This is a genomic window from Actinomyces oris (assembly GCF_001937665.1).
In the GTDB taxonomy this organism is placed as follows: domain Bacteria; phylum Actinomycetota; class Actinomycetes; order Actinomycetales; family Actinomycetaceae; genus Actinomyces; species Actinomyces stomatis.
The window spans coordinates 1-25256 of the sequence record NZ_MSKL01000030.1 but is presented as its reverse complement, the minus strand read 5'-3'; the positions used below and the strand labels follow the sequence as shown (position 1 = coordinate 25256).

At 67.2% G+C, this 25256-nt stretch carries 24 protein-coding genes and 1 pseudogene; 18 read left to right on the top strand and 7 right to left on the bottom strand.

The features are described 5' to 3' along the window. Window positions 1-26: 26 nt before the first annotated feature. Complete coding sequence (locus BKH28_RS11635) at window positions 27-683, top strand: amino acid ABC transporter permease (protein ID WP_075418953.1); 657 nt, start codon at window positions 27-29, stop codon at window positions 681-683. Beyond that, on the top strand, window positions 680-1555 hold the full coding sequence (locus tag BKH28_RS11630) for an amino acid ABC transporter permease (protein ID WP_075418952.1): 876 nt from the start codon (window positions 680-682) through the stop codon (window positions 1553-1555). The genes BKH28_RS11635 and BKH28_RS11630 overlap by 4 nt, the downstream gene beginning before the upstream one ends. Window positions 1556-1614: 59 nt before the next feature. On the opposite strand, the gene BKH28_RS11625 is transcribed toward BKH28_RS11630, so the two are convergent. The 3 genes and pseudogenes from BKH28_RS11625 to BKH28_RS11615 all read right to left on the bottom strand — a co-directional run bounded on the left by BKH28_RS11625 (window position 1615) and on the right by BKH28_RS11615 (window position 3280). Continuing rightward, the gene (locus BKH28_RS11625; RefSeq protein WP_075418951.1) at window positions 1615-2397 is read right to left on the bottom strand and encodes a hypothetical protein; all 783 of its coding nucleotides are present in this window, start codon (window positions 2395-2397) and stop codon (window positions 1615-1617) included. A 114-nt stretch (window positions 2398-2511) separates the two neighbouring features. Then, a pseudogene (locus BKH28_RS11620) lies at window positions 2512-2706 on the bottom strand (hypothetical protein); the annotation flags it as partial. 115 nt (window positions 2707-2821) lie between these two features. Then, window positions 2822-3280 (bottom strand): MarR family winged helix-turn-helix transcriptional regulator, encoded by a 459-nt coding sequence (locus BKH28_RS11615; protein ID WP_075418949.1) that lies wholly within the window; start codon window positions 3278-3280, stop codon window positions 2822-2824. 49 nt (window positions 3281-3329) lie between these two features. Here BKH28_RS11615 and BKH28_RS11610 point away from each other — a divergent pair, with 49 nt between their 5' ends. Beyond that, window positions 3330-3689, top strand: a complete 360-nt coding sequence (locus tag BKH28_RS11610; RefSeq protein ID WP_178388880.1) for a hypothetical protein — start codon at window positions 3330-3332, stop codon at window positions 3687-3689. A 42-nt stretch (window positions 3690-3731) separates the two neighbouring features. On the opposite strand, the gene BKH28_RS11605 is transcribed toward BKH28_RS11610, so the two are convergent. From BKH28_RS11605 to BKH28_RS11595, 3 genes are read right to left on the bottom strand one after another with little or no spacing between them, the layout of a single operon-like run. Beyond that, window positions 3732-5402 (bottom strand): ABC transporter permease, encoded by a 1671-nt coding sequence (locus BKH28_RS11605; RefSeq protein WP_075418948.1) that lies wholly within the window; start codon window positions 5400-5402, stop codon window positions 3732-3734. Then, a complete protein-coding gene (locus tag BKH28_RS11600; protein ID WP_081380136.1) occupies window positions 5402-6367 on the bottom strand; it encodes an ABC transporter ATP-binding protein in 966 nt (321 codons plus the stop codon). Before BKH28_RS11600 ends, BKH28_RS11605 begins: the two co-directional genes overlap by 1 nt. Window positions 6368-6405: 38 nt before the next feature. Then, complete coding sequence (locus BKH28_RS11595) at window positions 6406-7269, bottom strand: MerR family transcriptional regulator (RefSeq protein WP_075418947.1); 864 nt, start codon at window positions 7267-7269, stop codon at window positions 6406-6408. A 200-nt stretch (window positions 7270-7469) separates the two neighbouring features. Between BKH28_RS11595 and pheS the strand changes: the two genes are divergently transcribed. The 9 genes from pheS to BKH28_RS11550 all read left to right on the top strand — a co-directional run bounded on the left by pheS (window position 7470) and on the right by BKH28_RS11550 (window position 18333). Beyond that, window positions 7470-8555, top strand: coding sequence for a phenylalanine--tRNA ligase subunit alpha (pheS, locus tag BKH28_RS11590; protein WP_075418946.1), 1086 nt, complete (start codon window positions 7470-7472; stop codon window positions 8553-8555). A 1-nt stretch (window position 8556) separates the two neighbouring features. Beyond that, a complete protein-coding gene (gene pheT, locus BKH28_RS11585) occupies window positions 8557-11214 on the top strand; it encodes a phenylalanine--tRNA ligase subunit beta (protein WP_075418945.1) in 2658 nt (885 codons plus the stop codon). 129 nt (window positions 11215-11343) lie between these two features. After that, window positions 11344-11862 carry a flavodoxin domain-containing protein gene (locus BKH28_RS11580; RefSeq protein ID WP_075418944.1) on the top strand — a complete coding sequence of 173 codons (519 nt, stop codon included), beginning with the start codon at window positions 11344-11346 and terminating at the stop codon, window positions 11860-11862. An 85-nt stretch (window positions 11863-11947) separates the two neighbouring features. Next, window positions 11948-13057: an N-acetyl-gamma-glutamyl-phosphate reductase gene (gene argC, locus BKH28_RS11575; protein ID WP_075418943.1), complete on the top strand. Its 1110-nt coding sequence runs from the start codon at window positions 11948-11950 to the stop codon at window positions 13055-13057. Continuing rightward, the gene (gene argJ / locus BKH28_RS11570; RefSeq protein ID WP_075418942.1) at window positions 13054-14250 is read left to right on the top strand and encodes a bifunctional glutamate N-acetyltransferase/amino-acid acetyltransferase ArgJ; all 1197 of its coding nucleotides are present in this window, start codon (window positions 13054-13056) and stop codon (window positions 14248-14250) included. Before argC ends, argJ begins: the two co-directional genes overlap by 4 nt. Then, entirely contained in the window at window positions 14247-15173 is a 927-nt protein-coding gene (gene argB, locus BKH28_RS11565; protein ID WP_075418941.1) for an acetylglutamate kinase, read from the top strand. The genes argJ and argB overlap by 4 nt, the downstream gene beginning before the upstream one ends. Next, on the top strand, window positions 15170-16444 hold the full coding sequence (locus BKH28_RS11560; RefSeq protein WP_075418940.1) for an acetylornithine transaminase: 1275 nt from the start codon (window positions 15170-15172) through the stop codon (window positions 16442-16444). The genes argB and BKH28_RS11560 overlap by 4 nt, the downstream gene beginning before the upstream one ends. After that, a complete protein-coding gene (locus tag BKH28_RS11555; protein WP_075418939.1) occupies window positions 16441-17028 on the top strand; it encodes an ArgR family transcriptional regulator in 588 nt (195 codons plus the stop codon). Before BKH28_RS11560 ends, BKH28_RS11555 begins: the two co-directional genes overlap by 4 nt. A gap of 81 nt (window positions 17029-17109) precedes the next feature. Beyond that, on the top strand, window positions 17110-18333 hold the full coding sequence (locus BKH28_RS11550) for an argininosuccinate synthase (RefSeq protein ID WP_075418938.1): 1224 nt from the start codon (window positions 17110-17112) through the stop codon (window positions 18331-18333). 40 nt (window positions 18334-18373) lie between these two features. Here BKH28_RS11550 and BKH28_RS11545 read toward each other — a convergent pair whose 3' ends face one another. Beyond that, window positions 18374-19246, bottom strand: coding sequence for a formate/nitrite transporter family protein (locus tag BKH28_RS11545; RefSeq protein ID WP_075418937.1), 873 nt, complete (start codon window positions 19244-19246; stop codon window positions 18374-18376). Between the two features lie 177 nt (window positions 19247-19423). Between BKH28_RS11545 and argH the strand changes: the two genes are divergently transcribed. The 6 genes from argH to tyrS all read left to right on the top strand — a co-directional run bounded on the left by argH (window position 19424) and on the right by tyrS (window position 24848). Beyond that, complete coding sequence (gene argH, locus BKH28_RS11540) at window positions 19424-21007, top strand: argininosuccinate lyase (RefSeq protein ID WP_178388879.1); 1584 nt, start codon at window positions 19424-19426, stop codon at window positions 21005-21007. A gap of 17 nt (window positions 21008-21024) precedes the next feature. Further along, complete coding sequence (locus BKH28_RS11535; protein WP_075418936.1) at window positions 21025-21702, top strand: DNA-3-methyladenine glycosylase; 678 nt, start codon at window positions 21025-21027, stop codon at window positions 21700-21702. Window positions 21703-21834: 132 nt separating this feature from the next. Next, complete coding sequence (locus BKH28_RS11530) at window positions 21835-22260, top strand: hypothetical protein (RefSeq protein WP_075418935.1); 426 nt, start codon at window positions 21835-21837, stop codon at window positions 22258-22260. Then, window positions 22257-22817, top strand: coding sequence for a MarR family winged helix-turn-helix transcriptional regulator (locus BKH28_RS11525; protein ID WP_075418934.1), 561 nt, complete (start codon window positions 22257-22259; stop codon window positions 22815-22817). Before BKH28_RS11530 ends, BKH28_RS11525 begins: the two co-directional genes overlap by 4 nt. Beyond that, window positions 22807-23421, top strand: a complete 615-nt coding sequence (locus tag BKH28_RS11520) for a class I SAM-dependent methyltransferase (protein ID WP_075418933.1) — start codon at window positions 22807-22809, stop codon at window positions 23419-23421. The genes BKH28_RS11525 and BKH28_RS11520 overlap by 11 nt, the downstream gene beginning before the upstream one ends. 164 nt (window positions 23422-23585) lie before the next feature. Further along, window positions 23586-24848: a tyrosine--tRNA ligase gene (gene tyrS, locus BKH28_RS11515; protein WP_075418932.1), complete on the top strand. Its 1263-nt coding sequence runs from the start codon at window positions 23586-23588 to the stop codon at window positions 24846-24848. The last annotated feature ends 408 nt before the right edge of the window (window positions 24849-25256 follow it).

Sequence of the window (25256 nt, the reverse complement as noted above, 5' to 3'; positions counted from 1 at the left end):
GACCCGCATCTTGCAAGGAGGCGACTGTGAGTGCCATTACCGATAATCTCGCCGATATCGGCTGGGGGCTGCTGGTTACCCTAGTGATCTCCGTCCTGTCCTACCTGGGTGGGCTGTTCCTGGGATCGCTCATGGCCATCTTCCGGGTCGGTCCCATCCCTCCGCTGCGCGCGCTGGGCGCGGCGTGGGTGACAGTCGCCTGCAACATTCCCAACTTGTGCCTCATGGTGCTCATCGGGCTGGCGCTACCCCATGTCGGTATCACCATCCCCCTTTTCTGGGCGGTGATCGTCGCGCTGATCTTCTCCTCATCCGGATTCGTGTGCGAGACGGTCCGCAGCGGAATCAACTCGGTGCCGAAGGGCCAGATCGAGGCCGCTCGCGCTCTGGGAATGCCCTTCAGCCTCATCATTCGCGGCATCGTCCTGCCCCAGGCGCTGGTGCGCACGATCCAGCCGCTGGTCAACATCTTCATCGCCTGCCTCATCGGCTCCTCGCTCGCCGCGGCCATCGGCGTCGTCGAGCTGACGGCCGTCACGCAGAGAATCAACCAGGATCGGGCCGCGGGAGTCATCACGTTCCTCACCTCCGGTCTCACCTACCTGGCCATCGCCTTTGCCGCGACGAGGCTCGGCGGGCTTCTCGAAAGACGCCTGGAGTTCATGGGGAGGGGACAAGCATGAGCTCAGACATCATGCCGATGACAGATGCCCGTCCACGCCGACAGCGGGGCCAGGGCTCCGGGGCAACGGATGCGGCGCTGCTCTTCGATGAGCCGGGGCCGCGGGGGCGCATCCTGATCGCCATCGGATCGGTCTTCGCCGTCATTGGAATCGCGGCGCTGGTGGGTGCGGTTCTCTACCGACTGGACCTCGCGGGGCAGCTCGACTACCCCGAGTGGCGCTACTTCCTGGGACGCTCGGTCGTCAGTCAGCTCCTGGAGGCGGCCGGTACCACGTTGAGCCTGGGGGCCGTCTCCGCTGTCCTCACCTTCCCTCTGGGAATCGCCCTGGGATGGCTCCGCCTGCTGGACAACCGTCCCGTGAGGTGGCTGGTCGGCCTGTGGATCGATGCCATGAGGGCGGTGCCGATGCTGCTGCTCGTCTACTTCTTCCTCCTGGTGGTTCCCCGCTTCGCGACGGTCTCGGACTTCTGGAAGCTGGCTCTGCCGATCGTCATGTGCACCTCGGCGACGACGGCGGAGGTCTTCCGCTCCGGTGTCCGGGCGCTGGATCGGGGACAGACAGAGGCCGCCGTGGCACTGGGGATGAGTCAATCTCTCACGATGCGCCTCATTCTGGCGCCGCAGGCCCTGCGTCTTATGCTCCCGACTCTGGTGACGCAGCTGGTGACCATCATCAAGGGGACAACGCTGGCGTACGTGCTCGCCTACCCCGAGCTCATGTATCGCGGTTCCACCATGATCGGTCAGGCGAAGATCGACGCCCGTTTGTCGGTCTTCTTCCAGACCTATGTCATCATCGCCGTGCTCTACATCATCGTGAACTGGTCCCTGGGGGCACTGGCCAGGTACATCGAGTCGCGTACCCGCTGAGGGTGGGGCAACAACATCGCCCCACCCTCAGCGGGCGGAGTCAGCTGTAGGAGACCGGTCTACTGGTGCTGGTCTAGTACGACTCCGACGTAGCGGCCGAAGTGTTTCGTGATGTTCTCATGATTGTTGTTGGGCCAGTCGCTCCACGTGTGCCTGAAGGAGACATCCGGGGCTGAACTGTAGAACGCCAGTCCCTTCTTCGCGTTCCCGAGGGCGTCATAATCTTTGGACGAATCCCATTTTCCGGTCACCCAGTTCAGTGAGAACGTGCTTCGAGCCTGGGTGGAGAATGAGACTCCAGTCTGGTCTTCTGGAGCGTTACCTCCACCGAAGACAAGGAATCCTCCGGCCTTCATGCTTTCGGCATATTGGGGGAAGAAGCTCTGGGTAATGAACTCGGAGCCTCCGGAGTAGCCGATAAGCCACAATTGGTCCAGGGTGCTCGCGTGCTTGGTGCTTTCCCTCTGGATTGTGTCTGTCAGATAGTTGACGTTGTCTCCGCTCCACCATTTTCTATCCTTGCTGGGGGTACGAACGGACAAGACGTTATAGCCTCGGCTCGTTGCGGCACCAACGATTCCGTCTGCTCCGGCAAGGCCGCCGGGAATCGGGGACGTGTCGTCGCCGTCACTGTCATGCAGCTCCTGGCCGTCACCGTCAAGGTAGACGACCAGTCCTCTTCTTCCGTTTCGGCCCGGGTAGAATCTCGTCGCAGGAATGGCCGCCTCATTGGTAGTTGTTGAGGTGGCCGCTGCTGCTCCTGTGCTATGACCGATGTACGCGGTCGCTGCGAGAGCAAGTGGCAGACCAAGGGTATGACGCCGGGAAATGAGCTTTGCCATCAGTGATTCTCCTCGTGTGATGGTATTGCTGTCTGCGTCGGGGTAATGGGACGCTAACACGAGCAATCTTGACAGTAAAGCGGGGTGGGAAACGTCCAGTCTTTATGGTGCCGTCTACAAGGTGTCGCTGGATGGTGGGGCGGAGATGAGCTGTAGTGATGGTGTTCGGGCGGGCAGGCCGCGGCGGGTGTAGGCGGCCAGGCCGATCATGATGCCGATGAGGCCAACCACGGCTTGGACGGTCAGAGGCTTCCAGTCGGGGGAGCCGACGACGTCGAGATGATGCCCGAGCACGCTGAGGTCCTTGGCCAGTGTTCGAGTCCGAGTCGACTGGGTGTGGAGGGTGCTCGCCGCGACATTGGGAGCATATCCGCTGCCGGAAAGTACGTTGTCCGTGTGTCGGAAGCCAGTGAGCTGACCTGGGCTACGCCTCGTCTTGGCCTGTTGTCACAGCGGAGTGAAGAAGTGAAGGCAGAAGCCTGTCCAAGGCCTGTTGATCGTTGGGGGAGAGGGACGTGCGCAGATCGGCGTCAAGTCTGCTGGCGACATCGGTGGCAGTCTTCAGCAGCTTGCGCCCTTCGTCGGTGATCTCGATGATCTGCACTCGACGGTCGCTCCGACTGCGCGTCCTGCGCACGGCACCGGTGCTGGTGAGCTGGTCGACCAGTGTCACCACCAGGCTTGGGGCGACATGAAGTCGTGTGGCGATCTCGCGTTGTGAGGTCGCCACTCCGGCGTCGACGACGGCGAGCAGTCCCACTTGTTTGTGGGACAGGCCGATGTGTTCGATGCGTCTTGAGAAGGACTGGGTGATCTGGCTGCCTGCGACACCGAGCTGGAAGCATGCCGAGGACAGGATTGCGTGGCCATCTTCTCCGATCATGAGAATAATGTTACAGTACAAAATGATTCAGATGTGAACGATAGGGAGAGTGGTCCTCATGCCGTGGTGGCTCGCGTTGCTGAACTCGTCGCTGGGAATCGTCTCTGCGGGGTTCGGCGTCGTTACGGTGCTCCGTCCGCAGGCACTTGCGCCGCCTGGCCCTGACGGGCGAGAGAGCCGTTTCTATCCGGCGATGTACGCGGCTCGAAGCATCCCACTCGGACTACTTGTCGCCGTTGCTGTCTGGCTGGATCCTGCCCGACCGCTGACGTTGCTCGTCTTGGCTGCGTCGGCGGCCGCTCAGCTTGGAGACACTGCGATCGGAGTGATGTACCGCCTGCCGGGGATGGCGGTGTTCCCTCTTGCCGTTGCCCTCGTCCACCTGATCGGCGCGGTATATCTGTTCTGAGAGCAACACAAGATGACGAGGTGAGAGAGAACAGTCTCGTCGTCAGGCGGGCAGGTCGCGGCGAGTGTAGGCGGCCAGGCCGATCATGATGCCGATGAGGCCAACCACGGCTTGGACGGTCAGAGGCTTCCAGTCGGGGGAGCCGACGACGTCGAGATGATGCCCGAGCACGCTGAGGTCCTTGGCCCAGCCCTTGAGCTCGACGAGTCCACCGAAGAACTGGGCGAAAGCGCTCCAGGTGACGACCGCCCAGGACAGGCCGGTCAGTCTTGGCGCCAGACCCACCAGGGCGGCCGCGATCCCGATGGCCGCCACCATACCGGGCAGCTGGCTCACCGTGAACACGAAGGACCGCGCCACGGCGTGGTCGTCCGTGAGCTGAGTCGCCGTCGTCGCCGCAAGGACCGCTGCCGAGACGAGCAGCAGGACCATCGACTCGATCAGTGCGCACAGAACCTGGGATAGGAACACGCGTCCTCGACTGACTCCGGCGGCCAGCTCGACCTCCACCAGGCCCGCGCGCTCCAGACCCGCCAACCGGTTCACCCGCTGCACCGCCGCCACAGCCACAAGCAGTACCGTCACCACTGTCATGAGGGACATGAACTGCTCCACCGGGGACCCCACGGCCATCTTGCCGACATAGGACGCCGTCGGCGAACCGGGGGCCAGCAGGTCCTTGATGCTGCCAGAGACGGATCCGTACAGGAGCGCAAGACCCGTCGAGGCCAGTGCCCAACCGACGAGACCGCGCCACGACAGGCGCCCGAGCAGATCCATATGTCCCCGCACTCGCCACCGCCGCCGAGACGAGCTGCGGTCGGGGAGGTAGCCGTCCAGGTACTCACGGCGCGCGGCGAGCACCGCGGCGCCGAGTGTCAGAGCGATGGCAACGGCGTTGCACACCGCGAGCACCGCGAAACGGTCATCGGTGTACGGGCGTACGAGGTCACGCCAACCCAGGGGAGTCAACCACCTGAGCCAGTCCGAGCCAGTGCCGTCTGAGATCTGGTCGGCGCTCACCCGCATCACGAAGGCGAGTGCGAGCATCACCATGGACAGGCCCCTGGCCTGGCCCACCTGACGTCCCAGCTGGGAGGCCACCGCCGCGACGGCCGAGAACACCCAGCCGGTTACGCAGATCGTCCCGGCCAGCGCCCAGGCCCCAGTGACCGTCAGCTCCTCGATCATCCTGGTCTGCCAGGTCAGAATGCCACCGACCCCCGCAGACAGGGTGCCGACCACTGCCCACATCAGAGCCACCGGCACGAGAAAGGGAACCGACCTGCCCACACCCGTGGCGCGCAGGATCTCGACGAGACCCTCGTCCTCATCCGCCCGCAGCACCCGGCACGTCAGCAGAATCGCCATAAGTGAGGTGCACACGAGCAGGAAGGTTCCAGTCTCCCACTGCAGGAGCTGCCCGAGCCTGCCAGGAGTCGGGACGTATCCGTAGAGCAGGCGCGTCCCGGGAGACTTGCGCATCTGCTCGATGAGCACCGTCCGGGTCTCCAACGAGGGGTAGACGCTCTCGTAGCTCGGCGCGGTGACACCGACTAACAGCCACAGGGGCATCAGCCAAGCCACGATCTGAACCCGGAATCGTCTCAGCAGAATCCGCAGGTAGGTGTCCCAGCCGGCCAGGGCACCGTTCGCGCCGGAGCTGACGGCCGGCACCATCGCGTTCGCTGCTGTGCTCGATGCGACGTTCATCAGGCCTCCTCGTAGTGGCGCAGGAAGAGATCCTCCAGACTGGCCGGCTCACACGTGACGTCCTGGATCCGGTGCTCGCCCGCGAGGCTCAGCACCGCCGGCACCTGCTCCGCCGACACCTCGAGGCTGAGACGGCCACTGTCCTCGACGACGTCGAGCCCGACGGCCTTCAGCGCCTGCGAGACGGTGGCGAGCTCGTCGGTCGGAACGCCCAGCTCGATACGGGTGCGTGACAGACGCCGCAGAGTCCCCAGGTCACCGTGCTCGACGACGCGGCCGTTCTTGATGATCGTCACCGCACTGCACAGGCGTTGGACCTCGGCCAGGATGTGGCTGGAAAGCAGAACCGTGCGGCCCTCACCGGCGGCCCTGGCGACCTCCTCGGTGAAGGCCCGCTCCATGAGTGGATCCAGGCCACTGGTGGGCTCGTCGAGTACGAGCAGCCGTGTCGGAGCGGCCAGGGCGGCCACGAGCGCCACCTTCTGCCGGTTCCCCTTGGAGTAGGTCCGTACCCGCTTGGTCGGATCGAGATCGAACCGTTCGATGAGCTCGGCCTCCCGATCGGTGTCGCGCGATCCTCGCAGTCCGGACAGGGCATCGAGCACCTGTCCGCCGGTCAGGGCCGGCCACAGCGCCACATCACCGGGAACATAGGAGACCTCCCGGTTGATGAGCGCGGCATCCCTCCACGGCTCGCGGCCCAGCACGCTCACACTTCCCTCATCTGGCCGGTAGAGCCCCAGCAGGACACGGATCGTTGTGGACTTACCCGCACCGTTGGGGCCGAGGAAGCCGTGGACGCTGCCCGCCTCCACCTCCAGGTCGAGGTGGTCCAGAGCCCTGAAGCGCCCGAAGCGCTTGACCACACCGCGCACGTGCACCGGCGACTCAGTCCCGCGTCCCAGGTCACGGACCGCGGCGGGAGGGGAATCCGTGGCGTGCTCGGCTGAGCCCGTGTGGGACATCGCTGCTGATGCGACTACTGCCTTCTTTGCCTCGGTTTTCACAGCACTGGCTCCTCTCCCGCCGAGCGGCGGATAGTTGCGGCGAAGTCCGGATCGGCGAGCAAGAGCTCCATGAGCTCAGCCACGAAGGCCTGCTGAGCCGGATGCGGATAGCTGGAAGTAGTCAGCACATGGGTGAGTCGCCACATGGCACGGCCCAGAGCGCCCGAGGGCAGGTCGTCCAGGACGGCCAGGGCGTGCTCCTTGTGGCGGCACGCCAGCCCCCAGCTGTTCTGCGCAATCCGGTGGGCCTCGGCCCGGCCCTCCTTCTCCGGCAATGTGGACAGCCGGGTGAAGTCCGCGATCTGCTGGGCGGCCAACTCCCGATCGGCCTCATCCAGTCCCTCGATGAAGGGGATCGCACTGTCGGGCACCATGCCCAGCGAGGCGAGTACCACCATCATCTGGCGTTCGGCCCGCAGCCCTCGCATGCTGCCGCCCAGGTGGGCGATCCTGGCCTCCATGTCGTCGTAGAAACGCGTCAGGGCGCTGGGGGCGGGGGACAGGCCCTCACCGCGCTCCACCCGGGCGATGAGCTCATCGACACGGGAGGTCTGCTCGGCCAGGCTGCGTTGCTGTGCCTCGATCGTGCCCCGAGTGGCCCGCAGGTCACGCAGCACCGCCTCACGGCGGGAGTCCTGATCGGTGCCGATCGTGTCCGAGGCGAGCATCTCAGCCACCTGAGTCAGCGACAGCCCGCCGTCGGCCAGCCACCGGATACGCAGCAGACGGGCCACGTGCTCGACGCCGTACTCGCGCTTCCCCCGTACCGTGGGCGGAATCTCCAACAGACCCAGGTGGTGGTAGTGACGCACCGCCCTCGGCGTGGTGCCGGCGATCCGGGCAAGCTCCTTGATGCGCATGAATCCATGACAGCAGGTGACGTAACGTCACCGTCAAGTCCCAGGTGGCAGCAGCCCGACTGGAGCGCGTGACCACATGACAAGGTGCGGGGAGCGGCTACCGCGCCACCCCGGTGACGAGACGATTCACGCCCTCGCGACGGCGCGGACTACCCTTAAGGGCGGACAACCCCGGAGACACCTGGTGGAAGGCACCGCATATGACTGACGCTCCCGGCGCGCTCTCGCCCCTGGACGAGGCCGGCATCAACGCCGCCGTCGAGGAGGCCCTGGCCGCCTTCGCCGCAGCCGGCACCCTCGCCGAGCTCAAGGAGGCCCGCCTGGCCCATACCGGCGACGCCTCACCACTGACCCTGGCCAACCGGCTCATCGGCACCCTGGACAAGGCGGATAAGCCCACGGCCGGCAAGCTCCTGGGCGGCGCTCGCGGGCGTATCGCCAAGGCCCTGGCCGCCAGACAGGAGACCCTCGAGGCCGCCGCCGAGGAGGAGATGCTGCGCACCGAGGCGGTCGACGTCACCATCCCCACCTCGCGGACGCAGAGGGGCGCCCGGCACCCCCTTGACATCCTCGTCGACGAGGTCACTGACCTGTTCGTCGCCATGGGCTGGTCCATCGCCGAGGGGCCGGAGGTGGAGCACGAGTGGTTCGACTTCGACGCCCTCAACTTCGACGCCGATCACCCCGCCCGCCAGATGCAGGACACCTTCTACATCGACGGCTCCAGCGTCGGGGCGGACGAGGGGCAGGCGGCCAACCTCGTGCTGCGTACCCACACATCCCCGGTCCAGGCCCGGGTCATGCTCGATCAGCAGCCCCCGATCTACGTGGCCTGCCCCGGCAAGGTCTTCCGCTCCGACGAGCTCGATCAGACCCACACCCCCGTCTTCCACCAGGTCGAGGGCCTGGCCGTGGACAAGGGCCTGACGATGGCGCACCTCAAGGGCGTCCTCGACCACTTCGCCAAGGCCATGTTCGGTCCCGAGGCGCGCACCCGCCTGCGTCCCTCCTTCTTCCCCTTCACTGAACCCAGCGCCGAGATGGACCTGTGGTTCCCTCAGAAGAAGGGCGGCGCCGGCTGGATCGAGTGGGGAGGCTGCGGCATGGTCAACCCCAACGTGCTCACGGCCTGCGGCATCGACCCCGAGGTCTACACCGGCTTCGCCTTCGGCATGGGCCTGGAACGCACCCTCATGCTGCGCCACGGCATCGCCGACATGCACGACATCGTCGAGGGCGACATCCGCTTCTCCCAGCAGTTCGGCACCACCGGAAAGGGAAACTGACATGCCCTACGTCCCCATTGAATGGCTGCGCGAGCACGTCGATGTTCCCGCCGACCTGAGTGCCGAGCAGCTCGCCGCCGACCTCGTCCGGGTGGGCCTGGAGGAGGAGCGCATCGTTCCCCCGGCCGTCACCGGCCCCCTCGTCGTCGGCAAGGTCCTCACCCGCGAGGCCAAGGAGCAGTCCAACGGCAAGGTCATCAACTACTGCCGCGTCGACGTCGGACCCGAGCACAACGATGCCCCCGGCACCGGCAAGGAGCCCTCCGAGCTGCCCAGCCGCGGCATCGTCTGCGGCGCCCACAACTTCGACGTCGGTGACTACGTCGTGGTCTGCCTGCCCGGCGCCGTCCTCCCCGGTGACTTCCGCATTGCCGCGCGCAAGACCTACGGCCACGTCTCCGACGGCATGATCTGCTCCGCCCGTGAGCTCGGCATCGGGGAGGACCACTCCGGCATCATCGTGCTCCAGCAGTGGCTGGCCGAGCACGGCCACGAGGGTGAGGAACCGCCCGCCCCCGGGACCGACGCCATCGGCATCCTCGGCCTGAGGGAGGAGGTCCTCGAGATCAACGTGACCCCGGACCGCGGCTACTGCTTCTCCATGCGCGGCGTGGCCCGCGAGTACTCCCACTCCACCGGCGCCCGCTTCACCGACCCCGCCGACGCCACCGACACGGGGCTCTACCCCAACGGCGTGGCCCCTGCCGACGAAGGCGGCTTCGACGTCGTCATCCCCGAGGACCCCCGCCCCATCCACGGACGCCCCGGCTGCGACCGCTACGTCGCCCGTCTCGTGCGCGGCATCGACCCGAACGCACCGTCGCCTGCCTGGATGCAGGACCGCCTCACCGCCGCAGGCATGCGGCCCATCTCCCTGGCCGTCGACGTCACCAACTACGTCATGCTCGACTTGGGTCAGCCACTGCACGCCTTCGACGCCGGTAAGCTCACTGCCCCCATCGTCGTGCGCCGGGCGAAGGATGGTGAGCGCCTCACCTTCCTCGATGACGTCACCCGCACCCTCGACCCCGAGGACCTGGTCATCGCCGACTCCCCGGAGGGCGAGGGCTCCCGGGCCCTGGTTCTGGCCGGTGTCTTCGGCGGCGCTCTCAGCGAGGTCGACGCCAGCACCCGCGACGTCCTCATCGAGGCCGCCCACTTCGACCCGGTCTCCGTGGCCCGCTCCTCTCGACGCCACAAACTGCCCACCGAGTCCTCCAAGCGCAACGAGCGCGGCGTGGACACCGAGCTCACGCCCATCGCCGCGCAGCGAGCCGTCGACCTGCTCGTCGAGTACGGCGGCGGCACCGCCGAGCCCGTGGCCACCGACATCAACCGCACCCGGGCCCCCGAGCCCATCACCATGCGCGCCGACGCCGCCGAACGACTGACCGGCGTCGCCTACGGAACCGAGCGCGTCACCGAGCTGCTCACCACCATCGGATGCACCGTGGAGCGCAGCGGCTCCGCCGACGACGGAACCGTTCTGCTGACCGTCACCCCGCCGACCTGGCGCCCGGACCTCGTGGGGCCCGCCCACCTGGTTGAGGAGATCGCCCGCCTCGACGGCTACGACGCCATCCCGGTCATCGTGCCCGCGGCCCCCGCCGGCACGGGACTGAGCGCCGACCAGAGGGCCCGCCGTGACGTCGTGCGCGCCCTGGCCGAGGCCGGACTCACCCAGGTCCTGTCCTACCCCTTCATCGGGGACATCCACGACCTGCTCGAGATCCCAGCGGACGACGTTCGCCGCCAGACGGTCCGTCTGGCCAACCCCCTGGCCGAGGACGCCCCCTACCTGCGCACCAGCGTGCTCGACTCCCTGGTCGATGTCTCCCGGCGCAACGTCTCCCGAGGCCTGACTGACGTCGCCGTCTTCGAGATCGGCTCAGTCACCCACCCGGCCGGCACCATTCCCGCCCCGATCCCCGGAACCGCCGGGCGTCCCACCGACTCAGAGGAGGCGGCCCTTGAGGCGGGCGTCCCCGCTCAGCCCACTCATGTCGGTGCCGTCATGACCGGTGAGCACGAGCGCAGCGGAGTCCTGGGGGTCGGCCGCCCTTGGGACTGGGCCGACGCCGTCGAGGTGGTCCGCACTGTGGCCAGCACGCTCGGGGTGGACATCGAGGTCTCCGCCCCTGAGCGCCCCTACGCCCCCTGGCACCCCGGTCGCACCGCGGAGATCCGCCTACCCGGTCGACGTCGGGGCAAGGAGGTCGAGCCCGGCAGGATCGTCGCCCACGCCGGCGAGCTCCACCCGCGGGTGGTCCGCGCCCTCGGACTTCCGGAGCGGGCCTGCGCCGTCGAGATCGACCTCAACCCGTTGCTGGAGGCCTCCCGCGGCGCCGGGGCACTCCAGGTCAAGGCCGTCTCCACCTTCCCGGCCGCCAAGGAGGACATAGCCCTCGTCGTCGACGAGACCACCACTGCCGCCGAGGTCGAGGCCCTGGTCAGACAGGCCGCAGGGGACCTGGCCGAGGAGGTGCGTCTCTTCGACGTCTTCCGCGGCCCCCAGCTCGGCGAGGGCAAGAAGTCTCTGGCGTTCTCCCTGGTGCTGCGAGCCCCTGACCGCACGCTGACCGCCGAGGAGACCGCCGGCGTGCGCAAGCGCGTGGTCAAGCGGGCCGCCAAGCTTCTGGGAGCCGAGCTGCGCAGCTGAACCACGTCCGTCCTCACAAGAACTGACGGCCATGATGTGACGCACATCATGGCCGTTAGTGCCTCTTCGATGTCTTCGGCGAGCAGGGGATCCCAGACAGCAGGTGTGCTCTCGGTAATACTAGGTGGCATGAAGATCCTGCTGACCTCTTCCTCCAAGCACGGGTCCACCGATGAGGTGGCTGCGGTGATTGCCGAGCGGCTCCAGGCCGCCCAGATCGATGTGGAGACCAAACGTCCCGAGGATGTCGACAGTGTCGAGGGGTATGACGCCTTCGTCCTGGGGAGTGCGGTCTACATGACCAAGTGGACGCCGGAGGCCGTCGACTTCACCGAGCGCTTCCGTGATGTCCTCAGAGACAAGCCTGTGTGGGCCTTCTCCGTGGGGCTCTCCGGTCTGCCGAAGGGCAAGGTCTCCGATCCCATGCGTATCGGCCCGGTGCTCCTGGCCATTGACCCGGAGGATCACGTGACCTTCGCGGGCCGCTTCGATCCCTCCAAGCTCAGTCTGCGTGAACGCTCCATCGCCAGACTCGGGGGAGCGACCGAGGGTGACTACCGCGACTGGGGTGAGGTGCGTCAGTGGGCCGACGCCATCGCCACCTCCCTCTATGACGACACGCTCACCGGTCGCCGCGATCGCTCCTAGTCCTCGACGTCGGGGCAGGGGGGGAGAAAAATTTCAGTGACCACCGACGAGTGCATTTCTATGCAGGCGGATGTATGGTTGCTGTATGAGTTGGACAGTTGCTGTTGCTGGAGCCACCGGGTACGCCGGCGGTGAGGTCCTGCGCCTGCTCACGGCCCACCCCGAGGTGGAGGTCGGTGCGCTCACGGCGGCTTCATCCGCCGGCAGTCGGCTCGGAGACCACCACCCGCACCTGGTGTCCCTGGCGGACCGAATCGTCCAGCCCACCGAGGCGGAGATCCTCGCTGAGCACGACGTCGTCGTCCTGGCCCTGCCGCACGGGGCCTCCGGAGCCATCACAGCGGCCCTTGAGAGGCTCGCGCCGGACGGCGGTGGCGCACCCCTTCTCATCGACTGCGGGGCGGACCACCGCCTGACCAGTCAGCAGGCATGGGAGACCTTCTACGGCTCCGACTACGCCGGCGCCTGGACCTACGGCATGCCCGAGCTCCTGCACAACGGCGAGACGTGCCCCCGCGCTCAGCGCGACGAGCTGGCCGCCACCAGGCGCATCGCAGTTCCCGGCTGCAACGTCACTGCCGTCACCCTGGCCGTCCAGCCCGGCATCGCCGCCGGACTCCTCGACCCCTCCCGACTGACCGCGGTGCTGGCGGTCGGCTACTCCGGCGCCGGCAAGGCGCTCAAGCCTCACCTCACTGCCGCTGAGGCACTGGGGTCGGCTCAGCCCTATGCCGTCGGCGGCACCCACCGACACATTCCCGAGATCATCCAGAACCTGGAGGCGGCCGGCGCTGCCGCCGGCTCAGTACACCTGTCCTTCACCCCGGTCCTGGTCCCCATGAGCCGTGGCATCCTCGCCACCGTCACCGCCCCCATGACTCCGGCTCTGCGCCAGGCCCCCGACCCGGAAGCCACCCTACGGGCGGCCTGGGATGACGCCTACGGGGTCACCGACAGCGGTGAGAGCCTCATCCAGCTGCTGCCCGAGGGTACCTGGCCCACCACCGGCACCGTCCTGGGAAGCGGAACCGCAACCGTTCAGGTCGCCATCGACTGTCGTGCGGACTCCGTCATCGCCATGTGCGCCATCGACAACCTCGGTAAGGGCACCGCCAGTGCCGCCGTGCAGTCCCTCAACCTCGCCCTCGGGCTGGAGGAGACCACCGCCATCGTCACCCAAGGAGTCGCACCGTGAGCGTGACCGCAGCCCAGGGATTCCGCGCCGCCGGCGTGCGCGCCGGCCTCAAGGCCTCCGGCAGGCCCGATCTCGCCCTCGTCGTCAATGACGGACCCCTCGACACCGCGGCCGGAGTGTTCACCACCAACCGGGTCGTCGCCGCCCCCGTCGTCTGGTCACGGCGGCTCCTGGCCGGTCAGGAAGGTGCCCGGCCGGGCCACGCCCGCGCCGTCGTCCTCAACTCCGGCAGTGCCAACGCCTGCACCGGCACGCAGGGCCTGAACGACACCGAGGCCACCGCCGCCCGCACCGCCGGCCTGCTGGGGGCCGAACCGGGCCAGGTCCTGGTCTGCTCCACTGGCGTCATCGGAGAGCGCATCGATATGCCCGTCCTCCTGGAGGGAGTCGACGTCGCCGCCCTCGCCCTGGCCGACACGTCCCAGGCCGGGACCGATGCCGCCACCGCCATCATGACGACCGACACCGTCTCCAAGGAGGACGCCGTCGCAGTCGGTGCCGGCGAGCAGAGCTGGACCATCGGCGGCATGATCAAGGGAGTGGGCATGCTGGCCCCCGGGATGGCCACCATGCTCGCCGTCATCACCACCGACGCCGTCATCACCCCTCCGCAGGCGCAGGACGCCCTGGCATCCGCCACGGCACGAACCGTCAACCGGATCAACTCCGACGGTTGCATGTCCACCAATGACACGGTTGTCCTACTGGCCTCCGGAGCCTCCGGCATCACGCCCTCTCGAGCCGAGTTCGACGAGGCGCTCACCGAGGTGATGAGCAGGCTCGGCCGGCGCCTCGTGGCCGATGCCGAGGGCGCCACCCACGACATCGCCATCACCGTCTCCGGCGCCGTCAGCGAGGAGGCCGCCGAGGCCGCAGCCCGCACCGTCAGCTCCTCCAACCTCCTCAAGTGCGCCGTCGCCGGGGCCGACCCCAACTGGGGGCGCATCCTCTCCCAGCTCGGGACCGTGCCCGAGGACGTCTGCCCCTTCAACCCCGATGAGGTCGATGTCGCCATCAACGGCATCACGATCTTCAGCCACGGCACCCCCGAACCGAACCGGGACGCGGTGGACATGAGCCCACGCGAGACCCGCATCGACATCGACCTGTCGGCGGGCCCGGCCGAGGCCACCGTGTGGACCAACGACCTCACCCACGGATACGTCACCATCAACGCGGACTACACGACATGAAACGGACCCCTCTCGACCCACAGACCAAGGCATCCGTCCTGCTGGAGGCCGTACCGTGGCTGCGCACCTACAAGGGCGCCACCATGGTCATCAAGTACGGCGGCAACGCCATGGTCAACGATGATCTCAAGCGCGCCTTCGCGCAGGACATCCTCTTCCTCCACCAGGTCGGGGTGCGCCCCGTCGTCGTCCACGGCGGCGGGCCCCAGATCAACGCGATGCTCAAGCGGCTGAACATCACCTCGGAGTTCCGCGGAGGCCTGCGCGTGACCACACCTGAGGTCATGGACGTTGTCCGCATGGTCCTCACCGGCTCCGTGCAGCGAGAGCTCGTCTCCCTGCTCAACATCGACGGCTCAGCCGCGGTCGGCATCAGTGGTGAGGACGGCGGACTCCTGCGAGCCCGGCAGCGCCTGGCCACGGTGGACGGGCACAAGGTCGATGTCGGCCTGGTCGGTGACGTCGTCGACGTCAGCCCGCAGCCCATCATCGACCTGCTCGACCAGGGCCGCATCCCGGTCATCTCCTCGGTCGCCCCGCTGACGACGGACTCCGAGACGGTCCTCAACGTCAACGCCGACACGGCCGCCGCCGCGATCGCCGTGGCCCTCAAGGCCCGCACCCTGCTCATGCTCACCGACGTCGAAGGGCTCTACTCCGCCTGGCCCGACCGCAGCACACTGGTGCCCTTCATCAGCGCCGCTGCGCTGGAGGAGCTCCTACCCACGCTCGAGGCCGGGATGATCCCCAAGATGGAGGCCTGTCTGCGGGCCGTCTACGGAGGAGTCGCACAGGCGCACGTCGTTGACGGGCGCCAGGCGCACAGCATGCTGCTCGAGATCGTCACCGACCAGGGTGTCGGCACCGTCATCCACCCCGGAGACGCCCCGATCCCACCGTTGAACGGAGGCAAGAGCCTATGACCCCCTCCTCACAAGCGCCGGCCCCCACCGCCGAAGCCACCGGGGGCGGCACCGACAACGCCGGATGGCTGACCCGTTACACCGACGCCGTCATGAACACCTTCGGCACCCCCGGCCGGGTCCTGGTGCGGGGACGGGGCGCCCACGTCTGGGACGCCGACGGCCGGGAGTACATCGACCTGCTGGCGGGCATTGCCGTCAACTGCCTGGGCCACGCACACCCCGCGATCATCCGGGCCGTCACCGACCAGCTCGCTGAACTGGGTCACGTCTCGAACTTCTTCACCACCCCCGCCCAGGTCAACCTCGCCGAGGAGCTCGTCCGGCTGACCTTCCCCAGCCGTCCCGCTCACGACTCGCGCGTCTTCCTGGCCAACTCCGGTACCGAGGCCAATGAGGCCGCCTTCAAGATCGCCCGGCGCCACGGCGGTGACCGGCGCCCCCGGGTCCTGGCCCTCCAGGACGCCTTCCACGGCAGGTCCATGGGTGCCCTGGCCCTGACCCACAAGGCCGCCTACCGTGAGCCCTTCGAGCCGTTGCCCGGCGGGGTGGAGTTCATCCCCGCCGGTGACATCGAGGCACTGCGCACCGCACTGGGGCCGGATGTGGCAGCACTCGTCGTCGAACCCATTCAGGGTGAGGCCGGGGTGCGCGAGCTGCCCGCCGGATACCTGGAGGCGGCCCGCGAGCTGACCGAGGCCGCCGGCGCCCTGCTCATCATCGATGAGGTCCAGACCGGAATGGGACGCACCGGCGCCTGGATGGCCCACCACCTGCTGGCGCCAGGCGTCGTCCCCGACGTCGTCACGCTGGCCAAGGGACTGGGCGGAGGCGTCCCCATCGGCGCAGTCGTCGCCACCGGTCAGGCCGCGGCTCTCCTCGGGCCGGGACAGCACGGCACCACCTTCGGCGGAAACCCCGTGGCCTGCGCAGCAGCGCTCGCCGTCATCGAGACCATCCGCAGCCAGGCCCTGCTCGACCGGGTTCAACAGCTCGGCTCGGCCTGGTCCCGGGAGCTGGCGGCCGTCGACGGAGTCGACCAGGTACGCGGCCGCGGCCTGCTGCTCGGTGTCGGGCTGGAGGGTGGACTCCCACCCGCCGCTGAGCTCGCCGCCTCTCTGGCGACCCGCGGCTTCATCGTCAATGCGCCGCGCCCCGACACGATTCGCCTGGCGCCGCCCTTCATCCTGTCCGATGAGGACGCCGGGGCCTTCACCACCACGCTGTCCGAGGTCCTCGCTCGGGCGCTGTCAGAGAGAGCCGGTTCATGAGCGCCACCATTGAGGTCTCTCAGCGCGACCTGGCGGCAGCGGCCCCGCTGGTGCCAGGGACCAAGACCGCCAGGCACGCCAGTATCGTCCAGATCCTGTCGCGTGAACGTATCCGCTCCCAGGCCCAGCTGCGCAAGGCCCTGGCACAGCGGGGCATCAGTACCACCCAGGCCACGCTCTCGAGGGATCTGGTGGAGCTACGGGCCACGAAGATCCGCGCCCCGGGTGGAGAGCTCATCTACTCCATGCCTGAGGCCGGTGCCCCCGGCCAGGTCCATGCCGGCGCCATCTCCGAGACGGAGGAGACCGACGATTCCCTGCGTGCCCACACCACACCCCGTCTGTCCCGGTGGTGCGCCGAGCTGCTGGTCACCGCCGAGTGGGCCGGTCCCCAGGTGGTCCTGCGAACTCCTGCCGGAGCCGCCCAGCTGCTCGCCGGGGCCGTTGATGACGCCATGATGCCCGGCGTCATGGGGTGCATCGCCGGAGACGACACCGTCCTGGTCATTACCCGCGGCGCTCAGGTCGCAGCCGACGTGGCCAGGCACCTGCTCGCCCTAGCCGATCCCTCAGCCCGAACCTGACCTTTCTCCCCGCCATCCTTGGCACCTCATGTCACCTCGGCGCCGGTCCGCCGGCGTCATCACGAAGAGAAGAGTGATCCCATGAGTATCCATAAGGACCGTGTCGTCCTGGCCTACTCCGGAGGCCTGGACACGTCTGTCGCCATCGGTTGGATCGGTGAGGCCACCGGTCGAGAGGTTGTGGCCGTCGCCGTCGACGTCGGCCAGGGGGGCGAGGACCTCGAGGTGATCCGTCAGCGAGCCCTCGACTGCGGTGCCGTCGAGGCCTATGTCACCGATGCCCGCGACGAGTTCGCCAACGACTACTGCATGCCCGCTCTCAAGGCCAACGCCCTCTACGAGGGAACCTACCCGCTCGTCTCAGCGCTCTCCCGCCCCGTCATCGCCCGCCACCTGGTCAAGGCCGCCCGCGAGTTCGGTGCGCACACCGTGGCGCACGGCTGCACCGGCAAAGGCAACGATCAGGTCCGCTTCGAGGTCTCCATCACCTCGATGGCCCCTGACATGGACTGCATCTCCCCGGTGCGTGACCTGGCGCTGACCCGTGATGTGGCCATCGACTACGCCGAGAAGCACGACCTGCCGATCGAGACCACCAAGCACAACCCCTTCTCCATCGACCAGAACGTCTGGGGGCGTGCCATTGAGACCGGGTTCCTCGAGGATCTGTGGAACGCCCCCACCAAGGACGTCTACGTCTACACCGATGACCCCGCCTACCCGCCCCTGCCTGACGAGGTGATCCTCACCTTCAAGGAGGGCGTCCCCGTGGCCATCGACGGTCGTGATGTCAGCCCTCTGGAGGCGATTCAGGAGCTCAACCGCAGGGCCGGCGCTCAGGGCGTGGGGCGTATCGACATGGTCGAGGACCGGCTCGTGGGGATCAAGTCCCGCGAGATCTACGAGGCTCCCGGGGCCGTGGCTCTTATCGAGGCCCACCGGGCGCTTGAGGCCATCACCCTGGAGCGCATGCAGCACCGCTACAAGCGGAGCATGGAGCAGACCTGGGCCGAGCTCGTTTACGAGGCCCAGTGGTACTCCCCGCTCAAGCGCTCCATGGACGCCTTCATCGAGGACACGCAACGCTACGTCAGCGGCGACATTCGAATGGTTCTGCACGGCGGTCGGGCGACCGTCAACGGCCGCCGTTCCGAGACGGGCCTGTACGACTTCAACCTGGCCACCTACGAGAGCGGAGACACCTTCGACCAGTCCTCATCGCGGGGATTCATCGAGATCTACGGGATGCAGTCAAAGCTCGCTGCCGCCCGCGACGTGCGTGCCGGCAACGGTCGGGGGTTCTGACTGAGCTGCGCCCAGGCCCCACCGTCTCCGGAGCACTCGGCTACTCGGCCGCTTGTGCCTGGTCCTGGTGGGGCTGGCGGCGCAGCCAGCGGGAGTCGTCATTGGCGTAGGCGTAGTAGGCGCCGATCAGCAGCCCGCCACCCACGAAGTTGCCCAGCAGCGCCACGGCCACGTTCCCCAGCGCCGGAAGGACATCGATCCCGTGTGTCAGGCCGACGACGGTGAACAGGACCGTGTTGGCCACTGAGTGCTCAAGGCCGAGGAAGGCGAAGACGAACACGGCGATGATCATCGAGAAGATCTTGGACCAGTCCTCGTGGATGAAGCCGTTGTAGATGAGGAGCATGGCCAGGTTGATCATGAAGTTGCACAGGATCGCCCGCACGAAGAGGTCTGCGATCCCCGAGGCCGATGACAGGTAGTGGAGCTTGACAGCCACTGAGTGCACGGCCTGCTCGCCACTGGCTCCGTCCACGAGGGTGGAGAAGCGGTACATGACTGCGAAGAAGAGCCCGCCCACGAAGTTACCGGCCAGACACATGACCAGCACCCTCAGGGCCCTCCACGCTGAGATCCGCTTGTAGTAGTAGCCGATGACCACCACCATCATGTTGCTGGTGAGCAGCTCGGACTTCGTGTAGTAGATGAAGACGAGAGCGGGGCCGAAGGCCAGTGCCCCAAGGAGCTTGCCGATCCCTGCCAGAGAGGTCTCTCCGGCGTGAAGACCGTCGAAGACGCCGACAATGGCGTAGTTCACGATATAGAAGATCGCCACGATCATGCCGGCCATGGCCGCGCGCATGAGATAACGGTGGGCGATCACCCCGGTCATCCGGGTCTTGGTCTCCAGCGCCTCGAGCACGGTGGAGATGAACTGCTTACCTGGGAAAAGGGCGTCTTGTTCGGCGGGCATCGACTCATCATGGCATGGCCGGTCAGCCGTCATGCGGGCCTTTCTTCCTTCTTGTCGGTTGGTGCCGCCCGTCCCGGTCCCTCTCCCGGTCCGTCCTCAAGAATGCGTAGGTGTCTTCGCCTGCGATCCACGACAGGTCATTCTCCTGACTGATCGCTGAGGAATCTGTATGGGGATATGAGCCATGATGGGTCCATGAGCCAGTTCTCCAGCCAGCCCGCTATGCCATCCGCTGTCCAGTCCGTTGCCTCAGACTATCAGCAGGACCCGGCCCCGGCCGGCGTCAGTCTGTGGGGCGGACGCTTCTTAGGAGGACCCGCCGACGCGCTGGCCGCCCTGTCGGTGAGTACTCACTTCGACTGGCGCCTGGCCCGTTACGACATCGCCGGCTCCCGGGCCCACGCCCGTGCCCTGGCACAGGCCGGTCTGCTGGATGCGGGTCAGCTGTCCGGCATGCTGGATGCCCTGGACCGCCTCGAGGCCGACGTCGTCGCCGGCATCTTCGTCGCCGAAGTCTCCGACGAAGACGTCCACACGGCTCTGGAGCGCGGCCTCATCGAGCGCGCAGGTGATGACCTGGGGGGCCGTCTGCGCGCCGGACGCAGCCGCAATGACCAGATCGCCACCCTCATCCGCATGTACCTGCGCGACCAGGCCCGCCACGTGGCCGGGCTCGTCCTCGACGTCGTCGACGCCCTCATCGACCAGGCCGCCCAGGCCTCCGACGCCATCATGCCCGGACGCACCCACATGCAGCATGCGCAGCCGGTGCTCGTCGCCCACCAGCTGCTGGCCCACGCCTGGCCGCTCATGCGCGATGTCGAGCGCCTTGAGGACTGGGACTCCCGCGCCGCCGTGAGCCCCTACGGTTCCGGTGCGCTGGCGGGAAACACTCTCGGCATGGACCCCGACGCCGTGGCCGCCGACCTCGGATTCGAGGCCGCCGTGGAGAACTCCATCGACGGCACCGCCGCACGTGACGTCGTTGCCGAGCTGAGCTTCGTCCTTGCGATGGTCGCGGTGGACGTCTCGCGCCTGAGTGAGGAGATCATTGTCTGGAACACCAAGGAGTTCGACTTCGTCACCCTGGACGACTCCTACTCCACGGGCTCGTCCATCATGCCGCAGAAGAAGAACCCGGATGTGGCCGAGCTCGCCCGCGGCAAGGCCGGACGCCTCATCGGTGACCTGACCGGGCTGCTCGCCACCCTCAAGGCTCTGCCCCTGGCCTACAACCGGGATCTGCAGGAGGACAAGGAGCCGGTCTTCGACGCCGTCGACACCCTGGCCGTTCTCCTGCCGGCCGTCAGCGGCATGGTGAGCACAATGACCCTCCACTACGAGCGCATGGCGGAGCTCGCCCCCCAGGGATTCTCCCTGGCCACCGACATCGCGGAGTGGCTGGTCAAGAATGGCGTGCCCTTCCGAAGCGCCCACGAGATCTCCGGCGCCTGCGTGCGCGAGTGCGAGAGGCGCGGCATCGAGCTGTGGGACCTGACTGACGATGACTTCGCCGCCATCGACGAGCGGCTCACCCCGGGCGTGCGGGAGGTCCTGTCGGCCGAGGGCTCGGTGGCTGCCCGCACCGGGCACGGTGGCACCGCACCGGTGCGGGTCGTGGAGCAGCTGGCCCGTGCCATAGCCCGCAGTGCCGAGTTGCGAGTCTTCGCCTGGGAGGGCTCTCTGCTGGACGGCCCCGCGGGTCCCCAGTGGCCAGAGCCCAGTCAGACCGATGACGAGTGGAGTGAGGAGCAGGACTGAACCGGGGTGAGAGAACGGTGTCAGACGGTGCCGTGAGGGAGGTGGCGACGGGTCTGAGCGCCGAGGTCGCCTCGCTGCTCAGATGCGACAGCCTGGAGGTGGCTCCGGCGCTGCTGGGCGCCGTCATCGCCGTTGCCGACTCTCAAGGCCGCGTCGCGATCCGGCTGACCGAGGTGGAGGCCTACTGCGGCGAGAAGGACCCGGGCTCCCACTCCTTCCGGGGACGCACGGCGCGCAACGCCTCCATGTTCGAGGCCGGCGGGTGCATCTACGTCTACTTCACCTATGGCATGCACCACTGCCTCAACATCGTCACCGGACCGGCGGGAGTCTCGCGTGCGGTGCTGCTGCGCGGTGGAGAGGTCGTTGACGGGATCGAGCTGGCTCGGGCGCGTCGTCCCGCGGCACGCACGGACCGCGACCTGGCCCGTGGCCCGGCGCGCCTGTGTGCCGCACTCGGACTGGACCGCTCCGATGATGGCTCACTGCTGGGCGGGTCGGGGTCGCGTATCAGCCTGACGCTGCCGGAGCCTCAGCGGACACCGGAGCCTGAGCTCATCCGCAGCGGGCCACGCACCGGGGTGGCCGGTCCCGGGGGAGATGGAGAGGCCTTCCCGTGGCGCTTCTGGCTGGATGGAGAGCCCACCGTCTCAACGTACCGGCCCGCCGTCGCCAGGCGGCGTTCACAAGGCTGAACCGCACCGAGCCTCACACCTGGGCGCCCACTTGCCGGAGCCCCTGCCGCCCGCTAATAATAGGTACACAGATTATCGGCGCGAAGACTATTCGGGGCGCGGAACCGCTGAGGGCGGAGGAAGGAGAAGGCCATGTGGTCGACTGAGTGCCAACGGACAGTGGATCTCCCGGTGGAGGTCCTGTGGGAGACCTGGATCAAGGTGCTCTCCGGTGAGATCGAGCTCCCGCAGGGAGATCGCTACGAGCCGCGCGAGCCCGTGGGGCCCGGTGCGTCGATCAGGATGACACCTGCCGGGCAGGACAGCGTCGAGATCACGGTGACCCGCTGGGAGCCACCTCATGTCCAGGCGGACCGGGCCTCCTACGGGGGAGTGGAACTCACCTTCACGCACTCCTTCACGTCCGCACAGGAACAGGGGAAGAGCGTTGTGACAACCCGCCTCGACATCGACGGCCCCGGTGCCGACGATGTTGGCCCGGCGATCGGTCCTGGGATCGCCGAGGACTTCCCGCAGGCCATCGACTCACTCGTCGAGGCTGCTAGGGTCGATATGTGAAGACACGGTTCCAGGGGCCGGAGGCGAGCCCCGGCTTCCTCATGTGGAGGGCCGCGCTGGCCTGGCAGCGCGACATCGCTGCCGCCCTGGAACCGGTTGGGCTGACGCACTCCCAGTTCGTCCTCCTGGCCTGCACGCAGTGGCTCGAGGAGCAGGGAGACGGTGCCAGCCAGGTCATGATTGCGGCCCAGGCGGGAATGGACGTGAAAACCGCCAGCCAGGTGCTGCGCAGGTTGGAGCGGGCCGGCCTGGTGTCGCGTCAACCGGATCCCAAGGATGCCCGCGCTCGGATCGTGACAACAACAGCAGTGGGACGAGAAGTCGGGGCCAGCGCAACGCATCTCGTGGAGGATGCCGATGAGGCATACTTCGCCGTCATGCCCCACCTGCGCGAGGCGCTGCTGCGCGACGCCGGTGTCGTGGTGCGTGGACCGGCGGTGCAGCCCAACGAGGAAACCGATGTGTCCATCGGTCGGAGCGCGAGCTCCAAGATCTCGGGTGATGCGGCCGGACCGACCGAGGCGGCCGCTCCGTCAGGCTCCCGCAGTGTCCGGTGACTACTGGAACCACAATGTCGCCTTTCACCGGCGCATCGTGCGGGACGCGGCGCTGCGCGGTGGGAACGCGCTCGATGTCGGATGCGGTGACGGGCTCCTGCTCGCACGTCTGGCAACGGTGTGTCGCCGCGCCGTCGGACTTGAAACCGACGAGCAGGCGGTTGCTCGAGCGCGTAGACGTCTGGAACAGACTCCGCAGGCCGAGGTGCTGCTTGACGACGTCATGGATCCCGATCTGCCTCAGCGCATCGGAACCTTCGAGACGGTCAGCTGTGTGGCCACGCTGCACCACCTCCCGCTGGAACTCGCCCTGGCGAGGCTGAGCGAGCTGGTGACACCCGGCGGCAGACTCATCGTCGTCGGCCTGGCCGCCAACAGGAGCCTGTGGGACTGGGTGCTGTCCGCGCTGGCTGTCCTACCTCTGCGCGCGGTCGGTGCCCTGCGCCGGGAGACGCCCGACGTCGGTGTGGTCACGCATCCTCCAAGAGAGTCCCTGGCCGAGATTCGTGCAGCGGCATCCCGGATGCTTCCCGAGGCCAGGATCCGACGGCGCTTCTACTACCGATACACCCTCATATGGGACCACCCGACGGAGGTCTTGTGAACGAACCCCGTACCCGGTTCACGGCTCTGCGGCCCGGTCTCCTCACGGAAGCCGGGCCGGAGCATGGCAGACTATCTGCGCCGGAGGTATCAGCCGGACCCGAGCGTGACGCGCCGGGATAACGCGTGCGGGACGCACGACAACCCATGGAAGGCGACTGGACAGTGACGGACATCCTGGACGAACTGCAGTGGCGCGGGCTCATCGCCCAGCACACCGACATCGACGCGCTGCGAGCGGCGCTCGCCGACGGGGCCGTCACCTTCTATTGCGGGTTCGACCCCACGGCGCCGAGCCTTCACCACGGACACCTCGTGGCCGTCAAAGTCATGCGCCACCTTCAGCTCGCCGGCCACCGCCCCCTGGCACTGGTTGGCGGGGCGACTGGGCTCATCGGCGACCCGCGCGCCAAGGGTGAGCGCAGCCTCAACACCAAGGACGTCGTCGCCGGCTGGGCGGCCAGCCTGCAAGAGCAGCTCGAGAACCTTCTCGACTTCAGCGGGGACAATCCGGCGCGGATCGTCAACAACCTGGACTGGACCCAGGCGATGAGCGCCATCGACTTCCTGCGGGACCTGGGCAAGCACTTCCGCATGGGCACCATGCTCTCCAAGGACATCGTTGCGCGCCGCCTGGCCAGTGAGGAGGGCATCTCCTACACCGAGTTCAGCTACCAGGTCCTCCAAGCCAACGACTACCTCGAGCTCTACCGGCGCTACGGCTGCACCCTGGAGATCGGTGGCAACGACCAGTGGGGCAACCTCGTGGGCGGGATGGACCTCATTCACAAGGTTGAGGGCACCTCGGTCCACGTGATGACCAACCCGCTCATCACCAAGGCCGACGGCACCAAGTTCGGCAAGTCAGAGGGCGGGGCGATCTGGCTCAACCCCGAGATGCTCAGCCCCTACGGCTTCTACCAGTTCTGGCTCCAGGTAGACGACGCCGACGTCGTGCGCTTCCTCAAGGTGTTCACCTTCCTGGAGCGTAAGGAGATCGAGCGCCTGGAGGCGGCGACTGCCGAGAACCCGAAGGCGCGCGAGGCGCAGCGGGTCCTGGCGCACGAAGTCACCACCTGGGTCCACGGAGCCGACGCGACCGCTCAGGCGGAAGCCGCGACCTCCGCGCTGTGGGGACGCGGAGACCTCGCCGACATCGATGAGGCAACGATCCTGGCCGCTACGTCCGATCTCGCCTCCAGCGATGTGGCGGTTGGAGAGACCACGATTGTGGACCTGCTGGTGGGCACGGGACTGGAACGAGGACGTAACGCGGCCCGCAAGACCATTGCCGGAGGCGGGGCCTACCTCAACAACGTCAAGGTGGCCGATGAGACCGTGGTCATCGGCCCCGAGCACCTGCTCGCCGGGGGAGTGGTGCTGGTGCGCAAGGGGCGGCGGAACCTGGCTGTCGGACGGACCGTTTAGGTTCCTTCCAAAGGGCGCGTCGGCGTCAGAACGCAGTCGTTGGGCGGTGACAGTGCCTTGTGTGCACCGTCACCGCCCTGCAGTTTGACGGGTTGGTGGCAAGTGCGTAATGTTCTCTCCGGCCCGAAACGGGGAGGATGAATTCCTCAAGCCGAACGGGACTGAGAAACTAAACAGAGCCGATTGAGAGACGAGGGTCACCAGCCATTCGTTTGACTCAGAAAAAGCGGCTCGCTAAAGTTTCTCAGGCGCTTCTGAGAGCGAAACGAAAGACGAATGTCTTTTGAATAGTTCTCGGTGGGTGTGTTGTTTGAGAACTCGATAGTGTGTCATGTTTTTTATGCCATGGCCTCTTGGGCTGCGCGTGTTTTGTGTGGTTTGGGGGGTTTGTTTTGTTTTGGTTTGCCT